General features: G+C 72.2%; 23 protein-coding genes. 11 read left to right on the forward strand and 12 right to left on the reverse strand.

The window, feature by feature from the left end:
- The first annotated feature begins 32 nt into the window (after positions 1–32).
- Positions 33–1,043 (forward strand): radical SAM protein, encoded by a 1,011-nt coding sequence (locus DFJ66_RS34185; protein WP_121227484.1) that lies wholly within the window; start codon positions 33–35, stop codon positions 1,041–1,043.
- A 36-nt stretch (positions 1,044–1,079) separates the two neighbouring features.
- Here DFJ66_RS34185 and DFJ66_RS34190 read toward each other — a convergent pair whose 3' ends face one another.
- Positions 1,080–2,072 carry a PHP domain-containing protein gene (locus DFJ66_RS34190; protein ID WP_121227486.1) on the reverse strand — a complete coding sequence of 331 codons (993 nt, stop codon included), beginning with the start codon at positions 2,070–2,072 and terminating at the stop codon, positions 1,080–1,082.
- A gap of 98 nt (positions 2,073–2,170) precedes the next feature.
- On the opposite strand from DFJ66_RS34190, the gene DFJ66_RS34195 reads away from it, so the two are divergent.
- Complete coding sequence (locus DFJ66_RS34195; protein ID WP_170199830.1) at positions 2,171–2,806, forward strand: TetR/AcrR family transcriptional regulator; 636 nt, start codon at positions 2,171–2,173, stop codon at positions 2,804–2,806.
- 3 nt (positions 2,807–2,809) lie between these two features.
- Here DFJ66_RS34195 and DFJ66_RS34200 read toward each other — a convergent pair whose 3' ends face one another.
- From DFJ66_RS34200 to DFJ66_RS34210, 3 genes are read right to left on the reverse strand one after another with little or no spacing between them, the layout of a single operon-like run.
- The gene (locus tag DFJ66_RS34200; protein ID WP_121227491.1) at positions 2,810–3,802 is read right to left on the reverse strand and encodes a serine/threonine protein phosphatase; all 993 of its coding nucleotides are present in this window, start codon (positions 3,800–3,802) and stop codon (positions 2,810–2,812) included.
- 7 nt (positions 3,803–3,809) lie between these two features.
- Positions 3,810–4,277, reverse strand: coding sequence for an SRPBCC family protein (locus DFJ66_RS34205; RefSeq protein WP_170199832.1), 468 nt, complete (start codon positions 4,275–4,277; stop codon positions 3,810–3,812).
- A 29-nt stretch (positions 4,278–4,306) separates the two neighbouring features.
- On the reverse strand, positions 4,307–5,494 hold the full coding sequence (locus DFJ66_RS34210; RefSeq protein ID WP_211351404.1) for a serine hydrolase domain-containing protein: 1,188 nt from the start codon (positions 5,492–5,494) through the stop codon (positions 4,307–4,309).
- Positions 5,495–5,618: 124 nt separating this feature from the next.
- Here DFJ66_RS34210 and DFJ66_RS34215 point away from each other — a divergent pair, with 124 nt between their 5' ends.
- Positions 5,619–8,321, forward strand: coding sequence for an ATP-binding protein (locus tag DFJ66_RS34215; RefSeq protein ID WP_121227495.1), 2,703 nt, complete (start codon positions 5,619–5,621; stop codon positions 8,319–8,321).
- Here the strand turns inward: DFJ66_RS34215 and DFJ66_RS34220 are convergent.
- Positions 8,280–9,245 (reverse strand): helix-turn-helix transcriptional regulator, encoded by a 966-nt coding sequence (locus DFJ66_RS34220; protein WP_121227497.1) that lies wholly within the window; start codon positions 9,243–9,245, stop codon positions 8,280–8,282. The two genes, DFJ66_RS34215 and DFJ66_RS34220, sit on opposite strands and share 42 nt — an antisense overlap.
- 731 nt (positions 9,246–9,976) lie before the next feature.
- Between DFJ66_RS34220 and DFJ66_RS34225 the strand changes: the two genes are divergently transcribed.
- From DFJ66_RS34225 to DFJ66_RS34240, 4 genes are read left to right on the forward strand one after another with little or no spacing between them, the layout of a single operon-like run.
- Positions 9,977–11,110 (forward strand): epoxide hydrolase family protein, encoded by a 1,134-nt coding sequence (locus DFJ66_RS34225; RefSeq protein ID WP_121227499.1) that lies wholly within the window; start codon positions 9,977–9,979, stop codon positions 11,108–11,110.
- 55 nt (positions 11,111–11,165) lie between these two features.
- Complete coding sequence (locus tag DFJ66_RS34230) at positions 11,166–11,780, forward strand: zinc-binding dehydrogenase (RefSeq protein WP_121227501.1); 615 nt, start codon at positions 11,166–11,168, stop codon at positions 11,778–11,780.
- A gap of 9 nt (positions 11,781–11,789) precedes the next feature.
- The gene (locus DFJ66_RS34235) at positions 11,790–13,901 is read left to right on the forward strand and encodes a molybdopterin-dependent oxidoreductase (protein ID WP_121227503.1); all 2,112 of its coding nucleotides are present in this window, start codon (positions 11,790–11,792) and stop codon (positions 13,899–13,901) included.
- A gap of 10 nt (positions 13,902–13,911) precedes the next feature.
- The gene (locus DFJ66_RS34240; protein ID WP_121227505.1) at positions 13,912–15,663 is read left to right on the forward strand and encodes an AMP-dependent synthetase/ligase; all 1,752 of its coding nucleotides are present in this window, start codon (positions 13,912–13,914) and stop codon (positions 15,661–15,663) included.
- A 55-nt stretch (positions 15,664–15,718) separates the two neighbouring features.
- Here the strand turns inward: DFJ66_RS34240 and DFJ66_RS34245 are convergent, their stop codons facing one another.
- From DFJ66_RS34245 to DFJ66_RS34270, 6 genes are all read right to left on the reverse strand, one after another.
- Complete coding sequence (locus DFJ66_RS34245; RefSeq protein WP_246030014.1) at positions 15,719–16,318, reverse strand: nucleotidyl cyclase domain-containing protein; 600 nt, start codon at positions 16,316–16,318, stop codon at positions 15,719–15,721.
- Positions 16,315–16,794: a hypothetical protein gene (locus DFJ66_RS34250; protein ID WP_121227507.1), complete on the reverse strand. Its 480-nt coding sequence runs from the start codon at positions 16,792–16,794 to the stop codon at positions 16,315–16,317. The genes DFJ66_RS34245 and DFJ66_RS34250 overlap by 4 nt, the downstream gene beginning before the upstream one ends.
- On the reverse strand, positions 16,791–17,105 hold the full coding sequence (locus tag DFJ66_RS34255) for a PadR family transcriptional regulator (protein WP_121227509.1): 315 nt from the start codon (positions 17,103–17,105) through the stop codon (positions 16,791–16,793). The genes DFJ66_RS34250 and DFJ66_RS34255 overlap by 4 nt, the downstream gene beginning before the upstream one ends.
- Before the next feature lie 77 nt (positions 17,106–17,182).
- Entirely contained in the window at positions 17,183–18,925 is a 1,743-nt protein-coding gene (araD, locus tag DFJ66_RS34260) for an L-arabinonate dehydratase (protein ID WP_121227511.1), read from the reverse strand.
- Positions 18,916–19,785: a dihydrodipicolinate synthase family protein gene (locus DFJ66_RS34265; protein WP_121227513.1), complete on the reverse strand. Its 870-nt coding sequence runs from the start codon at positions 19,783–19,785 to the stop codon at positions 18,916–18,918. Before DFJ66_RS34265 ends, araD begins: the two co-directional genes overlap by 10 nt.
- Complete coding sequence (locus DFJ66_RS34270; protein WP_121227516.1) at positions 19,772–20,422, reverse strand: GntR family transcriptional regulator; 651 nt, start codon at positions 20,420–20,422, stop codon at positions 19,772–19,774. Before DFJ66_RS34270 ends, DFJ66_RS34265 begins: the two co-directional genes overlap by 14 nt.
- Positions 20,423–20,617: 195 nt before the next feature.
- On the opposite strand from DFJ66_RS34270, the gene DFJ66_RS34275 reads away from it, so the two are divergent.
- From DFJ66_RS34275 to DFJ66_RS34290, 4 genes are all read left to right on the forward strand, one after another.
- A complete protein-coding gene (locus DFJ66_RS34275) occupies positions 20,618–21,064 on the forward strand; it encodes a hypothetical protein (RefSeq protein WP_147459430.1) in 447 nt (148 codons plus the stop codon).
- A gap of 55 nt (positions 21,065–21,119) precedes the next feature.
- Positions 21,120–22,031 (forward strand): DUF1996 domain-containing protein, encoded by a 912-nt coding sequence (locus DFJ66_RS34280; RefSeq protein WP_246030015.1) that lies wholly within the window; start codon positions 21,120–21,122, stop codon positions 22,029–22,031.
- Positions 22,032–22,880: 849 nt separating this feature from the next.
- Positions 22,881–23,435 (forward strand): sigma-70 family RNA polymerase sigma factor, encoded by a 555-nt coding sequence (locus DFJ66_RS34285; RefSeq protein ID WP_121227520.1) that lies wholly within the window; start codon positions 22,881–22,883, stop codon positions 23,433–23,435.
- Positions 23,432–24,127 carry an anti-sigma factor family protein gene (locus DFJ66_RS34290; RefSeq protein ID WP_121227522.1) on the forward strand — a complete coding sequence of 232 codons (696 nt, stop codon included), beginning with the start codon at positions 23,432–23,434 and terminating at the stop codon, positions 24,125–24,127. The genes DFJ66_RS34285 and DFJ66_RS34290 overlap by 4 nt, the downstream gene beginning before the upstream one ends.
- 44 nt (positions 24,128–24,171) lie before the next feature.
- Here DFJ66_RS34290 and DFJ66_RS34295 read toward each other — a convergent pair whose 3' ends face one another.
- Positions 24,172–25,128, reverse strand: a complete 957-nt coding sequence (locus DFJ66_RS34295) for a zinc-binding dehydrogenase (RefSeq protein ID WP_121227524.1) — start codon at positions 25,126–25,128, stop codon at positions 24,172–24,174.
- Positions 25,129–25,189: the final 61 nt, after the last annotated feature.

Raw genomic sequence — 25,189 nt, forward strand, 5'->3', positions numbered from 1 at the left:
ATACGGATAGGAGGCACCACGGGAGGGTGGAAATGCGGCAGTCTGCGGGCGGCAGGGCGGTCCTACAGGTGCACCCGACGAGGCTGTGCAACCTCCGGTGCCGGCACTGCTACTCCAGCTCCGGCCCCGACGTCGCCGAGTCCGTGCCGATCGGCCTGCTGACCCGGGTGGTCGAGGACGCGGCGGCCCTCGGCTACGACGTCCTCAACGTGACCGGCGGCGAGCCGTTCCTGTACCCGGAGCTCCCAGCGTTGCTGAGGAGTGCTCGCGATGTGGGCATGCGCACGACGGTCACCACCAACGCCGTGGCCATGACCCAGCGGCGCATCGGCCTGGTGCGCGGCCTGGTCGACCTGGTGGCGGTGTCCCTGGACGGCGACGCACCGACCCACGACCGGATCAGGGACCAGCAGGGCTGCTTCAGCAAGGCCCTGGCCGGCATCCGCCGCCTCACCGAGGCCGGCATCCCGGTGGGCGTGGTCACCACCCTGACCCAGGGCAACGCGACCCAGTTGGGCGACGTCGCCGTGGCCGCGACCCAGTCCGGTGCCCTGCTGCTCCAGGTCCACCCCCTGGAACCGGAGGGTGTCGCCGGCCGCCTGATGGCCAACGAACGCCCGGACGCGGTCGAGCTCGCCTACGCCGCCGTCGAGCTGGGCCGCATCGCGGAGGAACACGGCCTGGCGGTGCAGCTCGACGCCGTCCCCAGGACCATGCTGACCCGCAAACCGGAGGCCTTCATGGCCGCCCCCATCGACCCGGACGCACCCCTGGGCACCTGGCTGACCCCGTTGGTGATCGAGGCGAACGGCGCGGCGGTCCCGGTCTCCTACGGCTTCGACCGCCGCTACTGGCTGGGCAACGTCCACGACCGCCGGCTGTCGGAAATGGCGGGTTCCTGGGACCCGCACCCGTTCCTGGACCTGTGCCGAACCACCTGGCAACGCCTGGCAGAGGGGCGAACCGGCCCGCTGATCGCCTGGTACGGCCACCTGGTCCGCGCCTCCCGCGCCCCCCGCTCGGCGACCGCGGGCAGCCGCTGACCCAGCCGTCGAAGGCGCGCCCGGCACGCGGGCGGCTCAGCGCCGGGCGAGCAGGTCCTTGGCCGTCCGCGTGTTGATGACCCGGTCCGCCGGCACGCCGTGCTCCTCCGCCCGCGCGCACCCGAACGACAGCCAGTCCAGCTGACCCGGCGCGTGGGCGTCGCTGTCGATCGAGAACGTGCACCCCAGCTCCACCGCCAGCGCCAGCAACCGCCCCGGCGGGTCGCGCCGTTCCGGACGCGAGTTGATCTCCACCGCCGTCCCGTGCTCCCGGCACGCCTCGAACACCGCCCGCGCGTCGAACGTCGACTCGGGCCGACCGCGCCCGACCACCAGCCTGCCGGTGCAGTGGCCCAGCACGTCCACGTTCGGGTTCGACACGGCGTTGACCATCCGCCGGGTCATCTCCGGCTCCGCCATGCGCAGCTTGGAGTGGACGCTGGCGACCACGATGTCCAGCTGTGCCAACAGGTCCGGGTCCTGGTCGAGCGAGCCGTCGTCGAGGATGTCGACCTCGATGCCCGTGAGGATCAGGAACGGGGCCAGCTCGGTGTTCAGCTCGGCCACGACCTCCAGCTGCCGGCGCAACCGGTCGGCGGACAGGCCGTTGGCGACGGTGAGCCTGGGGGAGTGGTCGGTCAGGACCATCCACTCGTGACCCAGGTCGCGGGCCGCTTCGGCCATCTCGCGGATGGGACTGCCCCCGTCGGACCAGTCGGAGTGGGTGTGGCAGTCGCCCTTGAGCTGCGCCCTCAGCTCCGCGCCGCCGGTCACCTCGGGCGCGCCGCGGATCTTGGAGAGGTAGGACGGCTCACGGCCCTCCACCGCGTCGACGATCACGCCGGCGGTGGCCTTGCCGATGCCGTTCAGCTCCGTCAACGTCCCCTGCTCGACGCGGCGCTCCAGGTCACCGGGCGGCAGGCCGGCGACCACCTCGGCCGCGCGGCGGAACGCCCGCACCCGGTACGTCGGCTCGCCCGCTCGTTCCAGTTGGAACGCCACCTGCCGCAGTGCCCACAACGGATCCACCCGTCCTGTGTACCCCGTCGGGGCGTTCGCTGCGCGTCGGCCACGGTGTCGTCACGGGGGCTTGCGGGCGGGTGGTCGGTCGGGACAGCATGTCCGCCATGCCCCCACGGTCGACGGCCGGTCCGGTCGGGTCCCGGCGTCGCCCGAGCAAGGGCGACCTCACGTCGCAAGCCATCCTGGACACCGCGGAACGCCTCCTCCAGCACCGGTCGTTGGAGGACATCGCAGTGGACGAACTGGCGTCCGGCGCGGGCATCTCGCGCTCCACCTTCTACTTCCACTTCTCCTCCCGCGAAGCCGTCCTGCACGCCCTGTCCGCGCGCGTGCTCGACGCCCTCTACGACGCCGCCTCCTCCTGGCTGCGCCGGGGCAGCGAACCCCCCGAGGCCGCGATCCGCCGCGCGCTGGGCAGCACGCTCGCGTTGTGGCGCAAGCACGGCCCGGTGCTGCGCGCGGCCGTCCGCGCCCGGGACACCGACGAGCCGATGCGCGAGTTCTGGACGGGCGTGGCCCGGCGCTTCATCGACGCCACCGCCGAGCAGATCACCCTGGAACGCGCCGCCGGCGTGGCCCCGGACGGCCCGGACGCCAAGTCCCTGGCCACCGTCCTGGTGTCGATGAACGAACAGGCCTTCGTCAACCGCTCGCTGTCCCGCCGCTCGGCCAAGCGGGACAACGACCTGGTGGACACGCTCGCGTTCGTCTGGCTGCGCTCGGTCTACGGGACGTCCTGAGCGCTACGGGACGTCCTGAGCGGCGGGGTACCGGGCGGTCACGTCCCCGTCGAACAACGCCCACAGGAAGTCGTTCATGCGCGCGGCGGTGGCAGCGCGCCGCCGCAGGACGTCGGCCACCACCGCGGGCACCCCGTCCGGGACCTCCCCGGCGGCGCACCGGTGCACGTACTCGTTGCGCGCCACAAGATCGTCCACCCCGCACACCGCGACCACCAGCCAGTTCACCAACCGCATCACCGCGTAGTCGGCGTCGTGGCCGGCGTGCCGGGCGACGAAGTCCCGTTCGTCGGCCGACAGGTCGAACCCCGGCGACGTGACCAGTCCGAAGTCCGTCAGCACGATGGTGTTGCCGTCCACGCGCATGTTGCCGAAGTGGCCGTCCATGTGCAGCAGCCCGCGCCGGCGCAGGAACTCCGCCGTGCCGACGAGCTGCCGTTCCACGCTCGCCGCCTTGCCCACCGGGTCCTCGGCCAGCCACTCCTCGACCGGCCGGGGCACGTACTCGCTGAACAGCACGAGACTGTGGCGCGCGGCGGCCAGCGCCTCCATCCGGGCGCGCACGGCCGCGTCACCGCCCAGCGCCGCCACGACCCGGTCCACGTCCGCGTGCTCGTCGGCGACGGGAGCGCGACCCGGCAGCACTCGCCAGTGGTGCAGCAAGGGGAACGACTCCGTCTCGCCGGCCAACACCGCCTCGGTCACCGCGAGGTTCGCCGCCAGTTCCCGCCAGGCGTTGAACGACGGGCCGCCGACGCCGTACTGGCAGAACACGGGCAGGCCGAACAGGTTCGCGGTGGAGTGCGGTCGCGCGAGTTCGCGGTCGGTCAGCGGGACGCGCTTGGCGAACACCGGCGCGCCGGCCACCTCGACGGTCACCGCGTCCCCGCCCACCCCGACGCTGCCGCCGCCGCCCGAAGCCAGCAGGTCGAGCAGTTCGTCGTCGCGCCACGACGACAGCAACGCGGACACTTCGCGGTGGCGGACGGCCCTCATCACACGATCATGCCGGCTGGGCGAACACCGAAGTCAGCCGCGCCAACGACTTCTCCATCCCGCGTGCCACCTGACGCCGCCCGAAAGCCTTGATCAGCAAGCCCTTCAGCGCCGACGCCGGCTCCTGGCACGACCGCAGCCGCACCAGCGTCCCCGCGCCATCCGGCTCCAACTCCACCCGGAACTCCGTGCCCGCCGCGAACCGGGGCGCGGGCCGCCCGTCGAGCCGTTCGGCCACGTGCCGCCACGCCACGACCTTGGGGCGGCGGTACTCGACGACCTCCACGTCGATCTCCGAGTGCCGCTCGCCCCACCTGCCGTACTGGGTGCGCCGTTCGCCGCAGCCCGCGCCGGAGGTCACCTCGACCCGGTCGGTGAAGGCGAGCCACTCCGCCGCGCGGTCGGCCCGGGACACGACGTGCCACACCCGTTCCGGCGACGCCTCGACCCGGCCACTGCGCACGACCTCGATCACCCGACCATCGTAGGCGCATCCGGCCCGCTCTACCGGAACCAGCCGCCGCCCGCGCGTCGGTACCCCAGCGCCCGGTACACGGCGTCCACAAGAGACTGTCCGCGACCGTTCAACCCCACTCCGCCACCTTGCCGGTTCATGGCGTACCCGAACGACATCCGCGCGGCCGGCGCGGCGAACCCGATGGACCCGCCCATGCCGGAGTGCCCGAACGCGTCCTCGGACAGCCCCATCGCGTCACCCTCCTCCACAGACGGCCGGTCGTTGGCCTTGAGGAAACCGAGCGCGAACCGGGTCGGTCCGAGCAGCATCCGGTCGTGGCCCGCGGACGCCACCGCCGACATCACGGCGATCTGCTCCTCGCCGATCAGGTCCACCCCGTTGTAGGAGCCGCCCAACGCCAGCGGCCGGTACAGCTGGGCCAGGCCGCGCGCGTTGCTCATGCCGCCGACCGAGCCGTACTGGGCGGCGTGCGCCGCGCGGCTGTTGGACGCCACCACGTAACCGCCGTTGTTCAGCAGCATCAACGCCTGCACCGAGTCGGGCCGGGTGGTCGCGGCGACGAAGAAGGGCGACGTGGTCGGGCCGGGCGCGGGCGGGATGGTCGGGGCGACCAGTGGCTCCAGGTCCTCGGGCAGGGTGAGCCAGAAGTCCAGGCCCAGCGGCCCGGACACCTCCTTCTCGAAGAACTCGGCGAGCGTGTGCCCGGTGACCCGGCGGACCACCTCGCCGACCAGGTACCCGAACGTCAGCGCGTGGTAGCCGTGCGCGGTCCCGGGCTCCCAGAACGGCTCCTGCCGGGCGAGGACGTCGGTCATCAGCGCCCAGTCGTACATGGCGTCGGCGGGCAGCGGCTCCCGCACGGCGGCGAGCCCGGCCTGGTGGCCGAGCAGGTGCCGGACGAGCGTGTGCTCCTTGCCGTTCTGCCCGAACTCCGGCCAGTACCGGACCACCGGGGCGTCCAAGTCCAGCTCACCGCGCGAAGCGAGGATGTGCGCGCACAACGCCGTAGCGCCCTTGGTGCACGACCACACGTGCGTGATGGTGTCCTCGGTCCACGGCCGCCCGCCCGCGTCACCGCCCCACAGGTCCACCACGCTCTGACCCTCGACCGTCACGTGCACGCTCGCCCCGACCTCGCCCCGCTCGGCGAAGTTGCGCTCGAACTCGGCCCGGACGTCCTCGAAACCGGGCGCGCAGAACCCCTGGATCGTCACTGATCCCTCCCGTGTCGCTAGGTGGCGACCATGCGACCACGGGTGAGCGGCGACACGTGAGTAGGGGTTCCGCGATAGGTAGGGTGGCAGGCCCAGCCCCGACGTCCCTCGGGAGGACGCCGCCGTGTCGCCGTTCTTCGGTCGCGAGCCGGAACTGGCGCTGGTGTCCGACGCCCTCGACCGCGCGCCCGCCGCCGGTCTGGTGGCCGTGGTGGTGTCCGGCGAGCCCGGGATCGGCAAGTCCAGCCTGCTCGGCGAGGTGCGCCGCCGGCTCGGGCCGGAGGTGCCCGCCGCCGAGTCCGACGACGTGGCCCGGCGCATCCCGTACGCGGCCGTCGCCACGGCCCTGCGGTCGGTGCCGCCCTCGCCGGAGACGACCGCCGCGCTGGACGCGCTCGGGGCCGCGCCGGACGCGTCCTGGTTCGGCCGGGCGTGCGACCTGGTGGCCCGTGTGCTGGAGGACCGGCCCGCGCTGGTCCTGGACGACCTCGAACAGGTGGACGACGACTCGCTGGCCATGCTCGGCGTGGTGCTGCGGCGGGTGTCGGCGGCACCGTTGGTGCTGGTCACGGCCGTGCGCCCGGTGCACGACAACCCCGCCGCCGACGAGCTGCTGGACCGGCTGGAGCGCTACGCCGAGGTGGTGCGGCTGGACCTCGCGCCGCTGTCGGGCGGCGAGGTCAAGCGGATCGTGGAGACCGTCCTGGGCACGCCCGTGCACGACGAGTTGGCGCGGGAGGTGCACCAGCGGGCCGATGGCAACCCGTTCTTCGCCGTGGAGATCGCCCGGTCGCTGCGCGAGCTCGACCTGGTCGCCGTGCACGGCGGGCAGGCGCGGCTGGCGGTGCGGCCGGACGCGATCCGGCTGACCCGGCGGGAGGCCGTGCTGCGCCGGGTCGCGCCGCTGGACCGGGACACCCGGGCGGTGGCGCGGGCGGTGTCGATCTTCCGGCGGGTGCGGTTGGACCAGATCGGGCTGCTGGCGCGGGTGTCGTCGCTGCCGGAGGCGATCGTGGTGGCCGCGTTCGACGAGCTGCTGCGCCTGCACGTGGTGCGCAACGACGAGCGCGGCTACCGGTTCGCGCACGCCCTGGTCGGCGAGGCGCTCTACCAGGAGATCGGCCCGGCGCAGCGCCGCCACCTGCACAGCCTGATCAGCGCCCGCCTGCTCGACGACCGCGACCGGGGTCTGCCGGTGGACCTGCTGGAACTGGCGTGGCACCTGGCCGAGTCCGCCGCGCCCGGCGACCTGCGCGCGGTGCGGGTCATGGCCGAGGCCGCCACGTCCGCCCGCACGTCCGCGCCCGAGACCGCCGCCGCGCTGTGCGTGCGGGCGTTGGAACTGCTGCCGGTGGCCGCGCCGGAGCGGGCGGAGCTGCTGGCGTTGCAGTGCCGGGCGCTGGCGCACGCGTCCCGCCCGGCCGCCGCGATCCCGCCGGGCCTGGCGGCGCTGGCCGACCTGCCGCCCGGCCCGGACCGCAGCCGGGCGGCCGTCGTGGTGCTGAGCAGCCTGTTCCTGGTGGGCCGCATGGCGGAGGCGCTGCGCCTGGCCGACGCCGAGCTGGCGGCCGGCGACCGGACCCCGGCCCTGCACGCGACCCGCGCAGTGCTGCTGGCGTTCACCGACCGCTACCAGGAGGCCCTGGCGGTGGCCACCCGCATCGAGGCGATGGAGTTCACCTCCTCCGCCGAGGCGGTCGTCGTCTTCGACCGCCTGGTCGTGCTCACGTCGATGTTGTTCCGCCACGACAAGACCGTCGACTACGCCAACCGGGCCCTCGCCGCGGCCCAGGGACAGCCCGCGTTGGAACTGCAAGCGCTTGCGGTGGCCGCGTCCACGGGCGCCCTGGCCGGCCTGGTCCACGACGCCACCTGGCGGCTGCGCCGGGCCGAGCAGCTGGCCGGCTTCGCGTTCCGGGGCGAACTGGAGCTGACCCGCGTCGCCCTGGACTGGCTGGGCGGCCGGTGGGACGCCTCCCTGGACCGGCTCGGCCGGGCGACCGCCGAGCTCGAGTCCCGGCAGGAACTCATGATGCTGCAAGGGTTGCGGGCCATCGAGCTGGAGATCCGGACCTGGCGCGGCGAACTGGACGTGGCCGCCCGCCTGGCCGCGCTGGACCCGCCGACCAGCCCGAACATGTCCCGCCTGCACGCCTTCGCGATGTCGGCCTACCTGTCCGCCCGCGGTGACGTCGAGGGCGCGCGGACCACTCTGGTCGAAGCCGTGGACGCCACCGGCAGCACCGCGTACAGCTGCGTCCTGCTGGGCAGGTTGGTCGAGCTGGACCTGGAGCACGGCCGCCTGGAAGAGGCGCAGCAGACCGTGAAGCGCCTCCACGTGCTCGCCGCCGACCGGGTGGCCCCGTGGACCAGGACCGCCGTGCGCCGAGTCGAAGGCTTGGTAGCCCGCGACCCGGACCTCCTGCGCTCAGCCGTCCTGGAAGCCGAAACCGGTGGCCTGGTCTTCGAAAAGGCCCGCGGCCAGCTCGCGCTGGGCCAGATCGACCCCACCGCGACCGCCGAACTCCTCGAGGCCTACACCACCTTCCAACGCCTGGGCGCCCACGGCCTGCGCCGCCAGGCCGGCACCCGCCTGCGCGAACTGGGCGCGAAGGTTCCACGCGCCCGCACCAAAACCCGCGGCCTGCTCACCGAAGCCGAGGAGAACGTGGCCCGCCTGGTCCAGCAGGGGATGCGCAACCGCGACATCGCCGCCGCCCTCCACTACAGCCCCAGAACGGTCGAGGTCTACCTGTCCCGCGTCTACGCCAAGCTCCACGTGTCGTCACGCCTGGAGCTGGCCCGGGTCCTCGACGGCCGCACGTAGCCGCGCGGCCAGGGTCCGGACGTGCTCGACCAACTCCGGCGGCTCGTGCACGTGGAACGGGAAGCCCATGGTGGTCACGTAGATCGCCAACTCGTCCAACGAGTTCGAGCCCGCCCGCAGGGTGCACGAGTGCTCGTCGACCGGCTCCAGCGCCCCGGTCGTCGGCGAGATCCTTTCCGCCGCCGTCTCCACGCTGACGTGCAAGGTGAACCGGGCCTGGTACCGGTAGGCCGACGTCGAGATCGCACGCGAGGTGAACCCGCTGATGTCCGGGAGCTCACGCGGGGTGAACCGCGGTCCGGTGGGAGTGCGCGGCGTCAGCCGGTCCACCCGGTAGGTCCGCCAGTCCGCGCGTTCCACATCCCACCCGACCAGGTACCAGCGACGCCCGGTGTGCACCAACCGGTGCGGCTCGGCCGTCCGAACGCTGACCGTCCCGTCGTGGGTGCGGTAGTCGAAGCGCAGGCGCAGCGAATCGCGGATGGACGCGGCGATCGCCGTCAACGTGCCCGGATCGGCCGTCGGCCCGGCATTGGCCAACGCCACGGTCGCCGCTTGCAACGCGTTGACCCGATGCCGCAGCCGCGATGGCAACACGGCCTCCACCTTGGCCAACGCCCGCACGGACGTCTCCTCGATCCCCGTGATCGACCCACCGGCGGCGGTGCGCAACCCCATCGCAACCGCCACAGCCTCGTCGTCATCCAGCAACAAGGGCGGCAAACTCGCCCCCGCCCCCAACCGGTACCCAGCGACCCCGGCGTCGGCGAGCACGGGATAACCGAGGTTCCGCAACCGGTCGACATCCCGACGCACAGTCCGAGGCGCGACCCCAAGCCGCTCGGCAAGCTCCGCCCCAGACCAGTCCCGCCGTGCCTGCAACAACGACAACAGCCGCAACAGGCGGGCCGACGTCTCCAACACCCCTCGAGCTTAGGCAACCTCCGCGCCCGCAGCGCGCCTCTGGCTTTTCGGCGCGCGCAGCGCGCTGTTGTGCAGTGGCCTCAACCACAGGTGGAGGGCCTCGGTTCCCCCGCCGTATGGCCTGCCCGAAGGGCTACCACATTTTGGGTCGGGTGCAGCCGAAAGTTTTTGCGAGGAACGAGCAAAAAGTTTTAGCGGCACCCGGCCCAAAATGTGGTTGGCTCCGCCAGGTCATACGGCGGGGGAACCGACGCCCTTCACCCCCCGCTGGCGGCCTGCCGCGCGGCGAGCGCCGCTTTTCATCTTGAGAGCGCGCAGCGCGTTCGGCTTGAGAGCGAAGCGTTCCGGTTCAAAGATTAAAAGCGCCTCGCCGGCGGGCAGGCCACCAAAGATGACTCAACTGCAACGGCGGGGGCTTCTTGCTTTTGTCATCTCCGTATGGCCTGGCGGAGCCTACCACATTTTCCAGGGGTTGCCGCTAAAACTTTTGCTCGTTCCTCGCAAAACTTTCGGCTGCAACCCCTGGAAAATGCGGTAGCCCTTCGGGCAGGCCATACGGAGATGACAAAAGCAAGAAGCCCAAGTTGGGTTGTGTCCTCACCGGTGGACTGCCGCTCGCCGGCTGCGCCGGGGACTGCCGCTCGCCGACTCGCCGGGGACTGCCGCTCGCGGGTGGACGTCGTTTGAGCTTAGGACCGAACCTGACCTAACCGGCTTCTAGCGTTGTTCCCATGCAGCCCTTCACGATCGACATCCCGCAAGCCGACCTCGACGACCTGCGGGACCGCATCGCTCGCGCCCGCTGGACCACGGACCTGCCCGGCGTCGGCTGGAGTCGGGGTGTCCCGGCGAGTTACCTCAAGAGCCTCGCCGAGTACTGGCGCGACCACTACGACTGGCGCGTCCACGAGCGCGAGTTGAACAAGTACCCGCAGTTCACCACCGAGATCGACGGCCAGACCATCCACTTCCTGCACGTCCGCTCGCCGGAGCCGGACGCCCTCCCGCTGCTCCTCACGCACGGCTGGCCCGGCTCGATCGTGGAGTTCCTGGACGTCATCGGCCCGCTCACCGACCCGGCGGCGCACGGCGGCGACCGCGCCGACGCCTTCCACCTGGTCATCCCGTCGATCCCGGGCAGCGGGTTCTCCGGCCCGACCACCGAGCCCGGTTGGGACACCAACCGCGTGACCAGGGCGTTCGCCGCACTGATGGACCGCCTCGGCTACGACCGCTATGGCGCTCAAGGCGGCGACACGGGAGCGGTCATCTCGCCGGGACTCGGTCGCCTCAACCCGGACAAGGTCGTCGGCGTGCACGTGAACGGCCCCACCGCGTTCGGGCCCGTCGACCCGGCCGTCGAGCTGACCGACGCCGAGCGGGCCCGGTTGGAGCGGCTGGAGTACATGCGGACCGAGCAGTCCGGGTACGCGATGATCCAGATCACCCGTCCGCAGACCCTGGCGCACGCCCTGCACGACTCGCCGGTGGGGCAGCTCGCGTGGATCGTGGAGAAGTTCAAGGAGTGGACCGACCCGGCCGCCGACCTGCCCGAGGACGCCGTGGACCGGGACCGGCTGCTCACCGACGTGACCCTGTACTGGCTCACCGGCACCGCCGGGTCCTCCGCCAACAGCTACTACGAGACCGCCCACGCCGGTGCCTGGTCGGCGGGGGAGAAGTCGGTGGTACCGACCGGGGTCGCGGTGTTCCCGCTGGACACCTCCATCCGCCACGCCCTCGACCGCGAGCACAGCGTCGTGCACTGGTCGGAGTTCGACCGGGGTGGTCACTTCGCCGCCATGGAAGCCCCTGACCTGCTGGTCCAGGACGTGCGGGCGTTCTTCCGGGGTCTGCGCCCTTAGTTGTCGTGGACTCCCCACTAACCGGCCGGTAACCCGGCTGTGTTGTCTGGTTCACATGCAGGTCGTCACGGCGGACGGGCGTCGGGCGCTGTCGTTCGACGGCGTCCGGTTCCCCGTGCCCGCCGGCATCTCCGACGAAGCCGCCCTGGTCCTCGGCGCGCACGGGGTCACGGCGTGGCACCTGCTGCGGACCTGCGCGCACCTCGAACCGGGGGAGACGGTCGTCGTCCACGACGCCGCCGGTCCGGTCGGGGTGCTGGCCGTGCAACTCGCGGTGAGCTTCGGGGCCGGGCGGGTGGTCGCCACGGCGCGCACCCAGGCGCAGCGGCGGGTGGCGTTGCGGCTCGGGGCGGACGTGGCTGTCACGGCCGACCCGGACGGGCTGACCGAACGGCTGGTCGAGCACGGGCCCGTGGACGTCGTGCTCGACGCGCAGGGCGGCGAGGTGTTCGAGCGGTCGCTGGCGGCGCTGGCGCCGTTCGGGCGGATCGTCTGCTACGGCGAGCCGCCGGCGGTGGACCCGGTGCGGCTGCTGGGCGGGTCGCGGGCGGTGGTCGGGTTCCGGCTCGACGACTGCGCGGACCGGCCGGGCATGGTCGCCTCGGCGTTGAGCGAGCTGATGGGACTGACCGCGGCCGGGCGGCTGCGGCCGTGCGAGTCGAGCCGGTAGAGGAGCACCATGCGCACCGCGTACACGACCTGCCCGCTGTGCGAGGCCACGTGCGGGCTGGAGCTGACCATCGAAGGCGACCGGATCACCCGCGTGCGCGGCGACCGGGAGGACACGTTCAGCCGCGGGTTCCTGTGCCCCAAGGGCGCGTCGCTGGGCGCGCTCGACGCGGACCCGGACCGGCTGCGCACGCCGCTGGTCAAGCGGGACGGCGAGTTCGTGCCGGTGTCGTGGGACGAAGCCTTCGCGCTGGTGCACGAGCGGTTCACCGCGATCGTGGCCGAGCACGGGCGGGACGCCGTCGCGGCCTACCTGGGCAACCCGAACGTGCACTCGCTCGCCGGCGGCCTCTACGCGGGCGCGCTGCGCAAGGCGTTGGGGTCCCGCAACATCTTCACCGCGTCCACGGTCGACCAGATGCCCAAGCACGTGTCGTCCGGCTACCTCTACGGCGGCATCTTCTCCATCCCCGTGCCCGACATCGACCGCACGGACTTCCTGCTCCTGCTCGGCGCGGACCCGTTGTCCTCCAACGGCAGCCTGTGGACCGTCCCGGACGTGCCGACCCGGCTGAAGGAGCTGCGGGCACGCGGCGGGACGCTCGTCGTGGTCGACCCGCGTCGCAGCCGCACCGCCGCCACCGCCGACCAGCACCTGGCGATCCGGCCCGGCACGGACGTGTTCCTGCTGCTGGCGCTGGCGCACGAGCTGTTCGCGGCCGACCTGGTGGACCTCGGGCCGCTGGCACCGCACGTCGTCGGCGTGGACGAGGTGCGGGCACTGGTCGAGCCGTTCTCGCCCGAGGCGGTGTCGGCGCGGTGCGGCATCCCGGCGGATCGGATCCGCGACCTGGCCCACCGGTTCGCCTCGGCGCGGCGGGCCGTCGTGTACGGGCGGATCGGGACGACGACCGTCGAGTTCGGCACGGTCGCGAGCTGGCTGGTGGACGTCCTCAACGTCCTCACCGGCAACCTCGACCAGCCCGGCGGCGCGATGTTCCCGCTGCCCGCCCACACCCGCCGGGGTTCGGGGCGCGGCAAGGGGTTCACCACCGGCCGGTGGCACAGCCGCGTGCGCGGCCTGCCCGAGGTGGCGGGGGAGTTCCCGGTCGTGACGCTGGCCGACGAGATCGAGACGCCGGGTCCCGGCCAGGTGCGGGCACTGGTGACGGTGGCGGGCAACCCGGCGCTGTCCGTGCCCAACTCGGCCCGGCTGGACGCCGCTCTGTCCACTCTGGACTTCATGGTGTCCGTGGACCCGTACCTCAACGAGACCACCCGGCACGCCGACGTCATCCTGCCTCCGCCGCCACCGAGCCGCCGCGCCCACTACGACCTGGCCTTCCTGTCCTTCACCGTCCGGAACGTGGTCAAGTACTCGCGGCCCGCGGTGCCGCTCGCGCCCGGTGAACTCGACGAGTCGGAAATCTTCCTGCGGTTGACGGCGATCTTCGCCGGCCTGGGTCCGGACGCCGACCTGGACGCCCTGGTGGGTCTGTCCGGGCCGTCCGACCTGACCCGGGACGAGCGGCTGTTGGACGCCAAGCTCCGGTCCGGCCCCTACGGCTTGTCCGTCCAGGACCTGCTGGAACACCCGCACGGCATGGACCTGGGTGCCCTGCAGAGCCGCATCCCGGAGATCCTGCGCACGCCGTCCGGCCGGATCGAGCTGTGCCCCGACCCCATCGCGGCCGACCTGCCCCGGGTCCGAGAAGCGCTTTCGGCCTCTTCCGACGACTTGGTGCTGGTCGGCCGGAGGCACTTGCGCACCAACAACTCCTGGATGCACAACGTGCCCGCGCTGGTGAAGGGCAAGCTGTGCACGCTCCTGGTCAACCCCGCCGACGCCACCCGGCTGGGGCTGGCAGACGGCGGCGCGGCGGAGGTGTCTTCACGGGTCGGCAAGGTGTCGGTGACCGTGGAAGTGACCGCCGACATGGCACCCGGGGTCGTGTCGATGCCACACGGCTGGGGTCATGACCGGCCTGGTGTCAGGCTTTCGGTGGCACGCGAGCACGCCGGCGTCAACGTCAACCTGCTCACCGATGACCTTGCGCTTGATCCGCTGTCCGGAACGGCCGTGTTGAACGGCACCCACGTCCAGGTCCACCCAGTCCACTGAAGGAGGCTTCATGTCCGTGACCACGGCCGCTTCCGCGCGTGTCGTCGCCGACCTGCCGTTCCTCGCCGCCCAGTTGCACGACGACCGCACCGCGTGGCGCAGCAAGGTCGGCGACCGGTGGGTGGACCGGTCCTTCACCGAGGTGGCGGAGTGGGTGATGGACCTCGCCTCCGGGCTCGTGCAGCGCGGTATCGCGCCCGGCGACCGGGTGGCGGTGCTGGCGAACACGCGGCCCGAGTGGTCGGCCGTGGAGTTGGCCGTGCTCGCGGCGGGCGGGGTCGTGGTGCCGATCTACCCGTCCAGCGCGGCCGAGGAGTGCGCGTGGATCATCTCCGACTCCGGTGCGGTCCTGCTGATCGCCGAGAACGCCGAGCAGCGGGCCAAGGTCGAGTCGATCCGGTCGGACGTCCCGGACCTGCGCGAGATCATCGGGATGGACGGCGGTCTGGACGAGCTGGCCTCCGAGGGCCGGACGTCCCCGCAGCCGGCCGAGCTGGACGCCCGCCGGGCCGCGATCGACCCGGACTCGCCGTCGGTGATCATCTACACCTCCGGCACGACCGGGCCGCCCAAGGGGTGCGTGCTGACGCACACCAACTGGCTCACCATGTGCCGGCTCACCGAAGAGCTGTCGTACGTGGTGCCCGACGACGTGGTGTACCTGTTCCTGCCGCTGGCGCACGTGTTCGCGCAGATCGTGCACCTGTCCGCGATGTATGTCGGCGCCACGCTGGCGTTCCACGGCGGCGACCCGGCGCGGATCGTGCCCGAGCTGGCCGAGGTCAACCCGACGTTCCTGCCCTCGGTGCCCCGGATCTTCGAGAAGGTCTACACGGCCGCGACCGCGGGCGTCCCGGAGGACAAGCTCAAGCAGGCCGTCCACATCGGACTGTCGGTGCGCCGGCTGCGCGCCGCCGGACAGCCGGTCCCGCCGGAGCTGGAAGCCGGGTTCGCGCAGGTGGAGCCGGTCTTCGCGCGGGTGCGGGCGATCTTCGGCGGACGGCTGCGGCAGGCGCTGTCCGGTGCCGCGCCCATCTCGGTGGAGGTGCTGGAGTTCTTCAGCGCGGCGGGCGTGCCGGTGCTGGAGGGCTACGGCATGAGCGAGTCCACCGGCGTCGGCACGGTCAACACGCTGCACCGGCACCGGCTGGGCTCGGTGGGCGCGTTCGGCGTCGCCGGGCTGGACCTGCGCATCGCCGAGGACGGCGAGATCCTCATGCGCGGGCCGCACGTGTTCGCGGGCTACTGGAACAACCCGGAGGCCACCGCCGCCGTGCTGACCGACGGCTGGCTGCACACCGGTGACCTGGGCGAGGTCGACGAGGACGGTTTCGTGAAGATCACCGGCCGCAAGAAGGACATCATCATCACCGCCGGCGGCAAGAACATCGCGCCCGCCAACGTGGAGAACCAGCTGCGCCAGTCCCGCTGGGTGTCGCACGCGGTGGTCTACGGCGACCGCCGGCCGTACCTGGTCGCGCTGATCACCCTCGACCAGGACGAGATCGTGCCGTGGGCGGCGGAACGCGGCCTGCCCACCGACATCCCGTCGCTGGCGGCGGCACCCGAGGTGCGCGAGCTGATCCAGGGCGTGGTGGACGAGGCCAACTCCCACTTCGCGCGCGTCTCGCAGGTCAAGCGGTTCGCCATCCTGGACCGCGACCTGACCCAGGACACCGGCGAGCTGACGCCGACCCTGAAGGTCAAGCGCAACGTCGTGCACACCACCCACGCCCAGCGCTACGACGAGCTCTACGGCTGACCCCTACAGCCGCGCCACCCACGCGCAGCGCTACGACGAACCCCGCGGCCGACCCCTACAACCGCGCCACCCACGCCGTCGCCCGGACCTCCTTCTCCGCGACCTCCACGCGCGAGAAGGCGGCCGGGTCGACGCGGCGGTACCCGTGCCGCACGACGCCCTGGTAGATGACGTCGGACACGACGAGCACGGCGTGACCGGCGAGGTGGGCGCGCACCGGTCCGGCGTCGACCAGGCGGCACGCGGTGTTGAGGTCGCTGCCGACCCAGCCGTGCGGGTCGCGGTGCACCTCGCCCGCGTGCAGGCTGATCCGCACCCGCAGGTGCGGCACGGCGGTCTCGTTGTGCTGCCTCAGGAACGCGGCCAGCCTGGGCACCACCGGGTCCAGCAGGTCCACTTTGGACACCCACGCGGGCACCAGGACAGCCATGCCGTCGCCGCGACCCTCCACCGCGAGGTCGCCCCAGCGGATGCCCGCGGTGCGGAAACCCGTGCGCACGGCCGTGGTCAGCACGTCCCGGGCCGCGATCTGGTGCGGGTCGGGCAGCCGGCCGAAGCCCGCGATGTCCACGACCAGGATCGACCGGTGCTCCGGGCCGCGGGTCGGGCGGACCGGCCGGAACAGGCGCAGCGCGCGCGGCAGCTCGACGGTCACGGGTCACCCCTGCCCAGTCGGTCACCCCGCAGGGCTCGGCGCAGCGTCCAAGACCGGCTGAGCAGGCGGAGCGCGTGCGGCAGGCGGTGCGACCGGGGCAGGTCGGCCAGTTCGGCGCGGAACTCCTCGTGGTAGCGGGCCCGGTGGTCGTGGGGGAGGACGGCCACCGCGACCGAGAGCAGGCGGTGGTCCTGCTGCGGCTCCAGTTCCAGGCGGATGATCCGTGCGGCGGCGGCCATGGGCTTGAAGCTCGCGGTCGCGAGGACGTTGCGCTCCACGGCGAACTCCAGCCACCGCACCCGTTCGTAGACCTCGCCCAGCCGCGGGTCGCCGTCGCGCTCCAACGCCCGCCGCAACTCCAGGGCGAGGTCGTGGGCGAGCTTGCGGTCCAGGATGCGCCCCAGGTCGCCGCCGAGGACCGCCTCGAGGTCGTGGGCCAGCCGGCGGATGCGGGCGTGCCGGTCGCGCCTGGTCACGTCCCACCCGCCGGGTGTGCGCGCAGCAGGCCCAGCCGCGCGGCGCTGGTGCGGGCGCGGGCCACGGCCGCGCGGGCGACCGCGACGCTGTCCGGGTCGACGCGGTAGTACCGGCGGCGGGGTCGGCCGCGTTCGCGCGGGTCGGCGTCCTCCCAGCGGCTGACCACCCAGCCGCACTGCTCCAGCCGCGCCAGGATCGGGTGCACGGTCCCGCTGGGCAGACCCGCGGTCTGGCAGATCTCCAGCCCGTAGTGCTCCCGGTCGGGGTCGTGCAGCAGCACGCCCAGCACGAGCTGGGTCGGCAAGGTCATCTTCGGTCCACGCCTCGACGCCACCATGGTCTAACTCTACCTAGGGTCGGCGTTCCTTTCTCCGCACTCGTGCGGGTTCAGGACGGGTCGGCGACCGGGTTACGACTGTCCCGGGCGAGGAACTCGAAGTCGCAGCCCTGGTCGGCCTGGGTGACGTGCTCCTGGTAGAGCGCGCCCCAACCGCGCTCGAACACCGGCTCCGGCGGCACCCACTCCGCGCGCCGCCGGGCCAGTTCCTCGTCCGGCACCTCCAGCCGCAGCACGCGGGCGGGCACGTCCAGCGTCACCAGGTCGCCGTCCCGCACCAGCGCCAGCGGGCCGCCGACGTGGGCCTCCGGCGCGACGTGCAGCACGCACGCGCCGTACGACGTGCCGCTCATCCGGGCGTCGGAGATGCGGACCATGTCCCGGACGCCCTGTTCCAGCAGCTTCTTCGGGATCGGCAGCATGCCGTACTCCGGCATCCCCGGTCCGCCCTTGGGGCCCGCGCCAGCGAGCACGATGACCGAGTCGGGGGTGGCGTCGACGGTGTCGATCCGCTCGACGAGGTCCTGGTAGCCGTGGAAGACCAGGGCGGGACCGGTGTGGCGCAACAGTTCCGGCGCGGCGGCGATGTGCTTGATCACCGCGCCGTCCGGGGCGAGGTTGCCGCGCAGCACGGCCAGGCCGCCCTCGGCGGCGACGGGTCGGTCCGGCGGCCGGATCACCTCGTCGTCGTGCACCTCGCCCAGGGCGTCGCCGAACCTCCCCGCCACCGTCTCGCGGTCCAGGTGCAGGCGGTCGGCGAGGCGTGCTACCAGGGCGCGGAGTCCGCCGGCGTAGTAGAAGTCCTCCATCAGGAAACGCCCACCCGGCTGGATGTCGGCCAGCACCGGGGTGTCGCGGGCGAGCCGGTCGAAGTCGTCCAGGGTGAGCGGGACGCCGGCGCGTCGGGCCATCGCGATCAGGTGGATCACGGCGTTCGTGGAGCCGCCGAGGGCCAGCACGACCGTCACCGCGTCCGAGAAGGCTTCGGTAGTGGCTATCCGTGGTGCGGAAAGCGCTTCCCAGGCGAGTGACACGGCCCGCGCGCCGGACGCCGCCGCCATCCGGTGGTGCGCCGAGTCGACCGCCGGGACCGACGACGAGCCCGGGAGTGCAAGGCCCAGCACCTCGACCGCGGCGGTCATGGTGGACGCGGTGCCCATCGTCATGCACGTCCCCGGCGACCTGGCCAGGCCGTTCTCCAACTCGGCCCACTCCGATCCGCCGAGGACGCCGGCGCGCTTGTCGTCCCAGTACCGCCACATGTCCGTGCCGCTGCCCAGGGTCCGACCGCGCCAGTGGCCGCGCAGCATGGGTCCGGCGGGCACGAAGATCGCCGGGACGGCCGCCGAGAGCGCTCCCATGACCAGGGCCGGCGTGGTCTTGTCGCAGCCGCCCATCAGCACGACGCCGTCGACGGGGTAGGAGCGGACGATCTCCTCGACCTCCATCGCCAGCATGTTCCGGTAGAGCATCGGCGTCGGTTTCTGGAAGGTCTCCGAGAGGGTGGACACCGGGAACTCCACCGGGTACCCGCCCGCCTGCCAGACACCGCGCGCGACTTCCTGCGCCCGTTCCCGCAGGTGCAGGTGGCACGGGTTGATGCCGCTCCACGTGTTGAGGATGCCGATCACCGGCTTGCCCAGGTGCTCCTCCGCGCCGATGCCGAGCTGCCGCGTCCGCGCCCGGTGGCTGAACGCCCGCAGCCCGTCCCCGCCGAACCACCTGTGACTGCGCAACTCCTCCGGCTTGAGCCGCTCCCCCTCCGGCCGGTCTCCTTGCGGGTTCAGGCCCACGAGGCCAGCACCTCCCGCACCGCGTCCCGGTCCACCTCTCCCAACACGTGCCCGGGAGGCCGAACGTCCCGCCGACAGACCCCTTGCTGCGCCAACGCCTCCTTCACCACGGCAACGTTGTTGGCACCCCCGTCGACGGCCCGCAGTTCTTCGAACCTCCTGACGGCACCCCAGACTTCCCCGGCGTCCTCACCCGCCGCCAACAGCTCGAACATCCGCAACGACAACTCGGGCGCCACGTTCGCCAGCCCGGACGTGAACCCCTTTGCCCCGTAGGCGAAGTACCCCGGCGCGGACAGCTCGGCCAACCCCGCGACCCACACCAGCCGGTCGACCCCGGCGTCGCGTGCGGTGCAGGCGAACCGGACCGGGTCGGCCACCGCGTACTTCACGGCGACCACGTTGTCGCAGGCCCCCGCCAGTGCGCCGATCTGCGCGCCCCCGATGCGCGGGTCCCGCACGTACGGCACGACCGCCAGCGACGGGACCGCGTCCGCGATGGCCCGGTGGTACTCGATCCAGCCGTCCAGGGACAGGTAGGGGTGCGCCGGCTGGTGCACCATCACCCCGTCGAGCTTTCGCGCCGCGGCGTACTTCGCCAACTCCACCGCCGACGCGAGGTCGTGCCCCACGCCGCACAGGGTCAGCGCTCCCGCGCCCGCCACCACGTCGACCGCGGTTCGACACTCCTCTGTGGACAGTGTGTAGAACTCGCTGGTGTTCCCGTTGACCGTGATCGCGTGCACCCCGTCGAGCCGCCGCACCACCCGCTCGTAGGCGGGGACGTCGACCGACCCGTCCTCGTCGAACGGCGTCACGGTGATCGCGACGACGCCCGCCAACGCTTCAGCGACCACCACACCGCTCCTCGAACGCCCGCGCGAACCGCTCGATGTGCTCCCTCAACAGATCGGCCGCGATCAGCCCGTGCCCGCGCTCGGCGGCATCCAGGATCATCCGGTGCTCTTGCGCCTCGGACGCCCACGTGTCCGACTGCCCCCAGCCGACCGTGGAGATCAGGGCGGTCCGGTCGCTCAACCCGTCCAGCACTTCCACCAACAGCGGGTTGCGGCACCCGACGTAGAGCGCCCGGTGGAACGCCCGGTTGGCCAGGCTCCGCGCCCCCGGACTCCCCGCCTTCTCGGCTTCCTCCAACGCCTCCCGCGCGCTCTCCCACCCTTCTCCCGCTTGACCGTCGACCGACCGCCGAAGCGCCTCGGGCTCCAACAACACCCGCACGTCGTAGACCGAGCGCACCAACTCCACGTCCACTTCGCGGACCGACACGCCCTTGTAGTCGCTGATCGTCACCAGCCCCGACCCGCCGAGCAGCTTCAACGCCTCGCGAACCGGCGTCTTGGACACCCCGAACCCCGCCGCCAACTCCGCCTCCACCAGCGGACGCCCCGGCGGCAGGTCCCCGTTGACGATCCCGGCCCGAATGGCGTTCAAGACGAACTCAGTTCGCGACCGCGGCGGCCCAGCGTCATACATCATATCTCAGATACTACGGCACTCACGCCCCTCAGCCCCTTTCTTCCGTTGAACCAAACCCCACGCGCCTCCGTGTGTCGGGCAGTCCACCCGCCGGGACACCCCCATGGAGACAGCCATGAGCCCCCACCGTTCCCACCCCACTCACCGCAACCCATCCCCGCTCGGCTTCCAGAGCCCGAACCGAACAGGCCTCAAATGCACGATCCGATCCTCGAACGCACGCTGCGCCGGGTCCGCGCCGAGTCGGCGAGGGCGCACCGACGTCGTGGTGGCGTAGCGGCGGCCGTGAGCGCGACCGTGTTGGCCGGTGTGCTGGTCTGCGGGGTGCAGTGGGGGCATCGAAGCGTGCCGGGGGAGCAGTTGGTGACCGCGGCGTCGGGCGAGATCCACATGACCGCGACCGTCAGTCCCGCCGACGGCTGGGTCCGCCTGCACGCGACGGTGGCCGGCTTGCGCCCGGACGAGCGGTGCCAGCTCGTCGTCACCGACTCACGGGGCCGACGCTTCGTAGCCGGCGGCTGGGTCGCGACGCGCGGCGACGACACCACCCTGTCCGGCGCGGCCCTGGTGGCCTCCTCGGACATCGCGGCCATCAGCGTCATCACCCCGGACGGCCAAGTCCTGATCTCCGCCACCCCGTGATCCCGAAAACCCCCGCATAGGCCGTCCACACCTCACAGGTGGCAAGCTGACCCCCGTGAGGCGGTTGCTCCCACCCTTGGTCGCCGCGGTGACCCTCTTAGCCGGGTGCGGCACCAACGACCGTTATGCGGCCATCAACGACATCCCGCCGCCCACCACCGAGCCGACCGCCACCGAGGACGCGTCGACCGGCACCTACACCCTCGACTGCGGCCGGAACGAGGAGCGTCACCTCAATGCCGACAACGTGGTCGTAGCCCCCGGACAACCGAACGGCGCCCACCACACCCACGAGTACGTCGGGAACCTGACCACCGACCACACCAGCACCGACACCACCCTGCTGGCCGGCGGCACCACCTGCGCCGAGGGCGACCTGTCCACGTACTACTGGCCCGTCCTACGCCTGACCGACCGCCCAGGTACCGACGCCCACTCCCCGGGCGGCGGCCAACACGGCAACACCGGCGAGGTCCTACCGCCGGCCGAAGTCCAGATCCGCTACACCGGCAGCCCCGTGAGCAAGGTAGTAGCGCCTCCGAGGTTCACCCGCTTGGTAACCGGCGACGCGTCGGCAGTCACATCCGGCGGGGGAACCGCGCAATGGAGCTGCGAAGGCATCCCAGGCCACACCGACCGCTACCCGCTGTGCGAGGGCCGACGAGTGGTGCGCACGTTCGACTTCCCCAGCTGCTGGGACGGCCGCAACACAGACAGCACAACCCACAAATCCCACACCACAGCCCCAGCCCGGAACGGCGTGTGCCCAGCAGGCTTCTTCCCCATCCCGCACCTGCAGCTACGCGTGACCTACACCGTCCCAGCAGGCCGCCCGTACGCGATCGACTCCTTCCCGAACCAATCCCGAGACCCCAGAACCGACCACGCCATGCACATAAACCTCACCCCCACCCCTCTGATGACCAAGATCACCACCTGCCTGAACACCAACCACCACTGCCCTTAACCCCCACCCACACCGCCTTCGGCCGACCCCGCATCCCCGACCCACCCGCACCTCACCGACCGACCCGCACCTCACCGACCCACAACGCCCACCCCACCCGCAGCCACCTGCCGCGCCACCCCGCGCGCCGCGCCACCCCGCCTGCCTGCCGCGCGCGCCCGCCTGCCTGCCTGCCGCGCCATCCCGCCTGCCTGCCGGGTGCCCGCCTGCTGCCTGTCCCTGGGTGCCCCGCCCGCCGCTGCCCGGTCTCGCCGCCTGCCCCTGGTGATCGGCCCGTAGAGCGGCGCGGTGGCGGGCGGGAGCCGGCGTCGCCCGTGGTGCTCGCGAGCAGGTGCCCGCGCGCAGGTGCCTGCCGCGCCGATTTCCGTGCGTGGTCACCGGCGGATGCGTGTCCGTGGATCCTGGCCGTCGCTGGGTGCCCGGAGGTTGCCGCGCGGATGCCGTCGGGATGGTCTGGTACCAGCCGGCGGGCGGATGTGCGGGTGGCCCGGCTGCGGATGGCCTGGCGGCGGGTCGCGTGGCTGGGGTGGGCGGTGCCGGGTAGGCGGTGCCGGGAGGTGGTGCCGGGTGGGCGGTGGGGGAGGCTCAGGGGGTGGTGGGGGCAGGGGGCCGGTCCGCCGCGCACCTCTTCTCTCTACGGGACGCGCGAGGGGGTCGAAAATGGTGTCCCCGCGACGTCACACGATCGGGTGATCATGGAGTTGGCCGCCTCGCAAGCAGCCTACCAGCGGGTTCCTCGAACTGAGGGGTTGTCGGAGGGAAGCGGGTGGGGCTTTCTCCGGCCGGGGTTGAACCGGACTGGCCGCGTGCACGTGTCTCCCGGGACGAGGTGATGAGAGGAGTGGGTGGATGGCGGCTTTGTGGGCCCGTAGACGGGAGGTTGCGGCTGACGAGGCGCTGGTCCGGTCCCTCTACGAGGAGCACGGTCGGGCGTTGTTGGCCTATGCCACGCGCCTCACGGGGGATCGGGCCGCCGCCGAGGACGTCGTGCAGGAGACGTTGGTGCGCGCGTGGCGGCATCCCGACGCCCTGGTCAACGGGAAGGGGTCGGTGCGCGGGTGGTTGTTGACCGTGGCTCGCAACATCGTCACCGATCGGGTTCGGGCCAGGGCCGCGCGGCCGCAGGAGGTGGCGGAGACGCCGGCTGCACCGCCGGTCCAGCGTGATCACGCCGACTCCGTCGTCGACTCGGTGGTGGTGCTCGAAGCACTCGACAGGCTTTCTTCGGACCATCGGGACGTCCTGATGGAGATCTACTTCCGCGGGCGCAGCGTGAGCGAAGCGGCGGAGGCGCTGAACATCCCGCCGGGCACGGTCAAATCCAGATCGCATTACGCGCTACGGGCACTGAGAGAGACGTTCACCGGCGCACAACAGGTCGCACTGAAGGGGGTGGCCGGATGACCACGAACCACGATCCACAACTGCTGGGCGTCTACGTCCTGGGTGTCCTGGAAGAGCAGGAGGCACGCGCGGTGGAGGAGCACTTGGCCGCCTGTGCGACGTGCCGCACCGAGTTGGCCGACCTGCGGGCGATGGAGGAAGCGTTGGGCGACGTCCCGCCCGAGGCGTTGCTCGACGGACCGCCCGACGGCGGTGACCTGCTGTTGCAGCGCACCTTGCGCCAGGTCCGCGCCGAACGGGGCGACCGCACCAGGCGGAGGAGGGTCGGCGTGGGACTGGCCGCGGCGGCGGTTGCCGCGATCGTGCTGGGTGGCGGGTTCGCGGTCGGGCGGGGGACGGCACCCGGTCCGCAGGCGATCACGACCACGGTGCCGACGCCCGAACCCGGTGCCAAGGTCGCCACGGCGACCGACCCGGACACCGGCGCGCGGATGACCGTCAAGGTCAAGCCGGCCGCCGGGTGGGTGCGGGTGAACGCGTCCGTCGCCGGCATCGCGAAGAACCAGAAGTGCAAGCTCGTCGTCGTCGCCAAGGACGGGTCCCGCCAGGAGGCCGGGAGTTGGCTGGTGTCGGCCCTGGGCGAGAAGGAGGGCACGAACCTCGACGGCTCGGCCCTGGTCGCGCCGGACGACGTGGCCGCGGTGGAGGTCCGCACCTTCGAGGGCGACCGGATCGTCACCGTGACCATCTGAGGGCAGTGGCCCCGCCACCGTGAGAAGTGGCGGGGCCACCACGATCACGCCTTGAGCACGACCTTGCCGGTGGTGCGGCGGCCCTCCAGAGCAGCGTGCGCCTGGGGAGCATCCTCCAAGCGGAACACCGTGGTCAGCGGCTTGAGGCGGCCGTCGGCCAGGGCCTGCAAGGACAACGTCTCCAGCTCGCGCAGGTTGGTCCCCTTCATGATCCGCGGCCCGACCGCGACCGCCGCCGTCAGCCCCCGCTGGTACAGGTCGAGCGTCTCGATCCGGGTCGGCTCGCCCGCCGACCACCCGAACAGGATGGTCCGCCCGCCGATCCCCAGCAGCTCCAACGCCTGCCGCCCGGCCGCGCCCCCGACCCCGTCGAGCACGACGGACGCCTCCCCGACCTCCGCCCGCACCGCGTCCGGCCAGTCCGGCTGGGTGTAGTCGACCGCGTGGTCCGCCCCCAGCTCCCGGACCAGCCCCAGCTTGGCCGTGCTCGCCAACCCCACGACGGTCGCCCCGACCGCCTTGGCCTCCTGCACGAACAACGCCCCCAGCCCACCGGCCGCCGCGGTCACCAGCACGACGTCGTCCTTCTCCAGCTGCGCGATCCGCAGCACCCCCACGGCCGTCCGCCCGGTCCCGATCATGGCCACGGCCTCTTCGAACGACACGTGCTCGGGCAGCTCGTGCAGCGAAGCAACGTTCACCGCGGCCAGCTCCGCGTACCCGCCACCGGCCTGCCCCAGGTGCGCGACGACCCGCTTGCCCCGCCACGCCGGATCACCCCCGACGACGGTGCCCGCGACCTCCCGCCCCGGCGTCATGGGCAGTTCCGGCAGCGGCCACGGCCCGCCCGACTCGCCGCTGCGGATGCTGGTGTCGAGCAGGTGCACGCCCGCGGCGGCCACGCTGACCAGCACCTGGCCCTCGCCGGGCACGGGGTCGGCGACCTCCTCGTACTTCAACGTCTCCGGTGACCCGAACTCGTACTGCCGGATGGCGCGCATCTGAGCAATCCCCTCCTCGGTCGGTTCGCCCACCGTAGAAGTTCGACTTAACTGGAGGTCA

The sequence above is a fragment of the Saccharothrix variisporea genome (assembly GCF_003634995.1).
Lineage (GTDB): Bacteria > Actinomycetota > Actinomycetes > Mycobacteriales > Pseudonocardiaceae > Actinosynnema > Actinosynnema variisporeum.

Coding starts and splice junctions, on each gene's coding strand:
- DFJ66_RS34185 (WP_121227484.1), top strand. CDS start 33: ATGCGGCAGTCTGCGGGCGGCAGGGCGGTCCTACAGGTGCACCCGACG.
- DFJ66_RS34195 (WP_170199830.1), top strand. CDS start 2,171: ATGCCCCCACGGTCGACGGCCGGTCCGGTCGGGTCCCGGCGTCGCCCG.
- DFJ66_RS34200 (WP_121227491.1), bottom strand. CDS start 3,802: ATGAGGGCCGTCCGCCACCGCGAAGTGTCCGCGTTGCTGTCGTCGTGG.
- DFJ66_RS34225 (WP_121227499.1), top strand. CDS start 9,977: ATGCAGCCCTTCACGATCGACATCCCGCAAGCCGACCTCGACGACCTG.
- DFJ66_RS34230 (WP_121227501.1), top strand. CDS start 11,166: ATGCAGGTCGTCACGGCGGACGGGCGTCGGGCGCTGTCGTTCGACGGC.
- DFJ66_RS34235 (WP_121227503.1), top strand. CDS start 11,790: ATGCGCACCGCGTACACGACCTGCCCGCTGTGCGAGGCCACGTGCGGG.
- DFJ66_RS34240 (WP_121227505.1), top strand. CDS start 13,912: ATGTCCGTGACCACGGCCGCTTCCGCGCGTGTCGTCGCCGACCTGCCG.
- DFJ66_RS34255 (WP_121227509.1), bottom strand. CDS start 17,105: ATGACCTTGCCGACCCAGCTCGTGCTGGGCGTGCTGCTGCACGACCCC.
- DFJ66_RS34270 (WP_121227516.1), bottom strand. CDS start 20,422: ATGATGTATGACGCTGGGCCGCCGCGGTCGCGAACTGAGTTCGTCTTG.
- DFJ66_RS34275 (WP_147459430.1), top strand. CDS start 20,618: ATGCACGATCCGATCCTCGAACGCACGCTGCGCCGGGTCCGCGCCGAG.
- DFJ66_RS34285 (WP_121227520.1), top strand. CDS start 22,881: ATGGCGGCTTTGTGGGCCCGTAGACGGGAGGTTGCGGCTGACGAGGCG.
- DFJ66_RS34290 (WP_121227522.1), top strand. CDS start 23,432: ATGACCACGAACCACGATCCACAACTGCTGGGCGTCTACGTCCTGGGT.
- DFJ66_RS34295 (WP_121227524.1), bottom strand. CDS start 25,128: ATGCGCGCCATCCGGCAGTACGAGTTCGGGTCACCGGAGACGTTGAAG.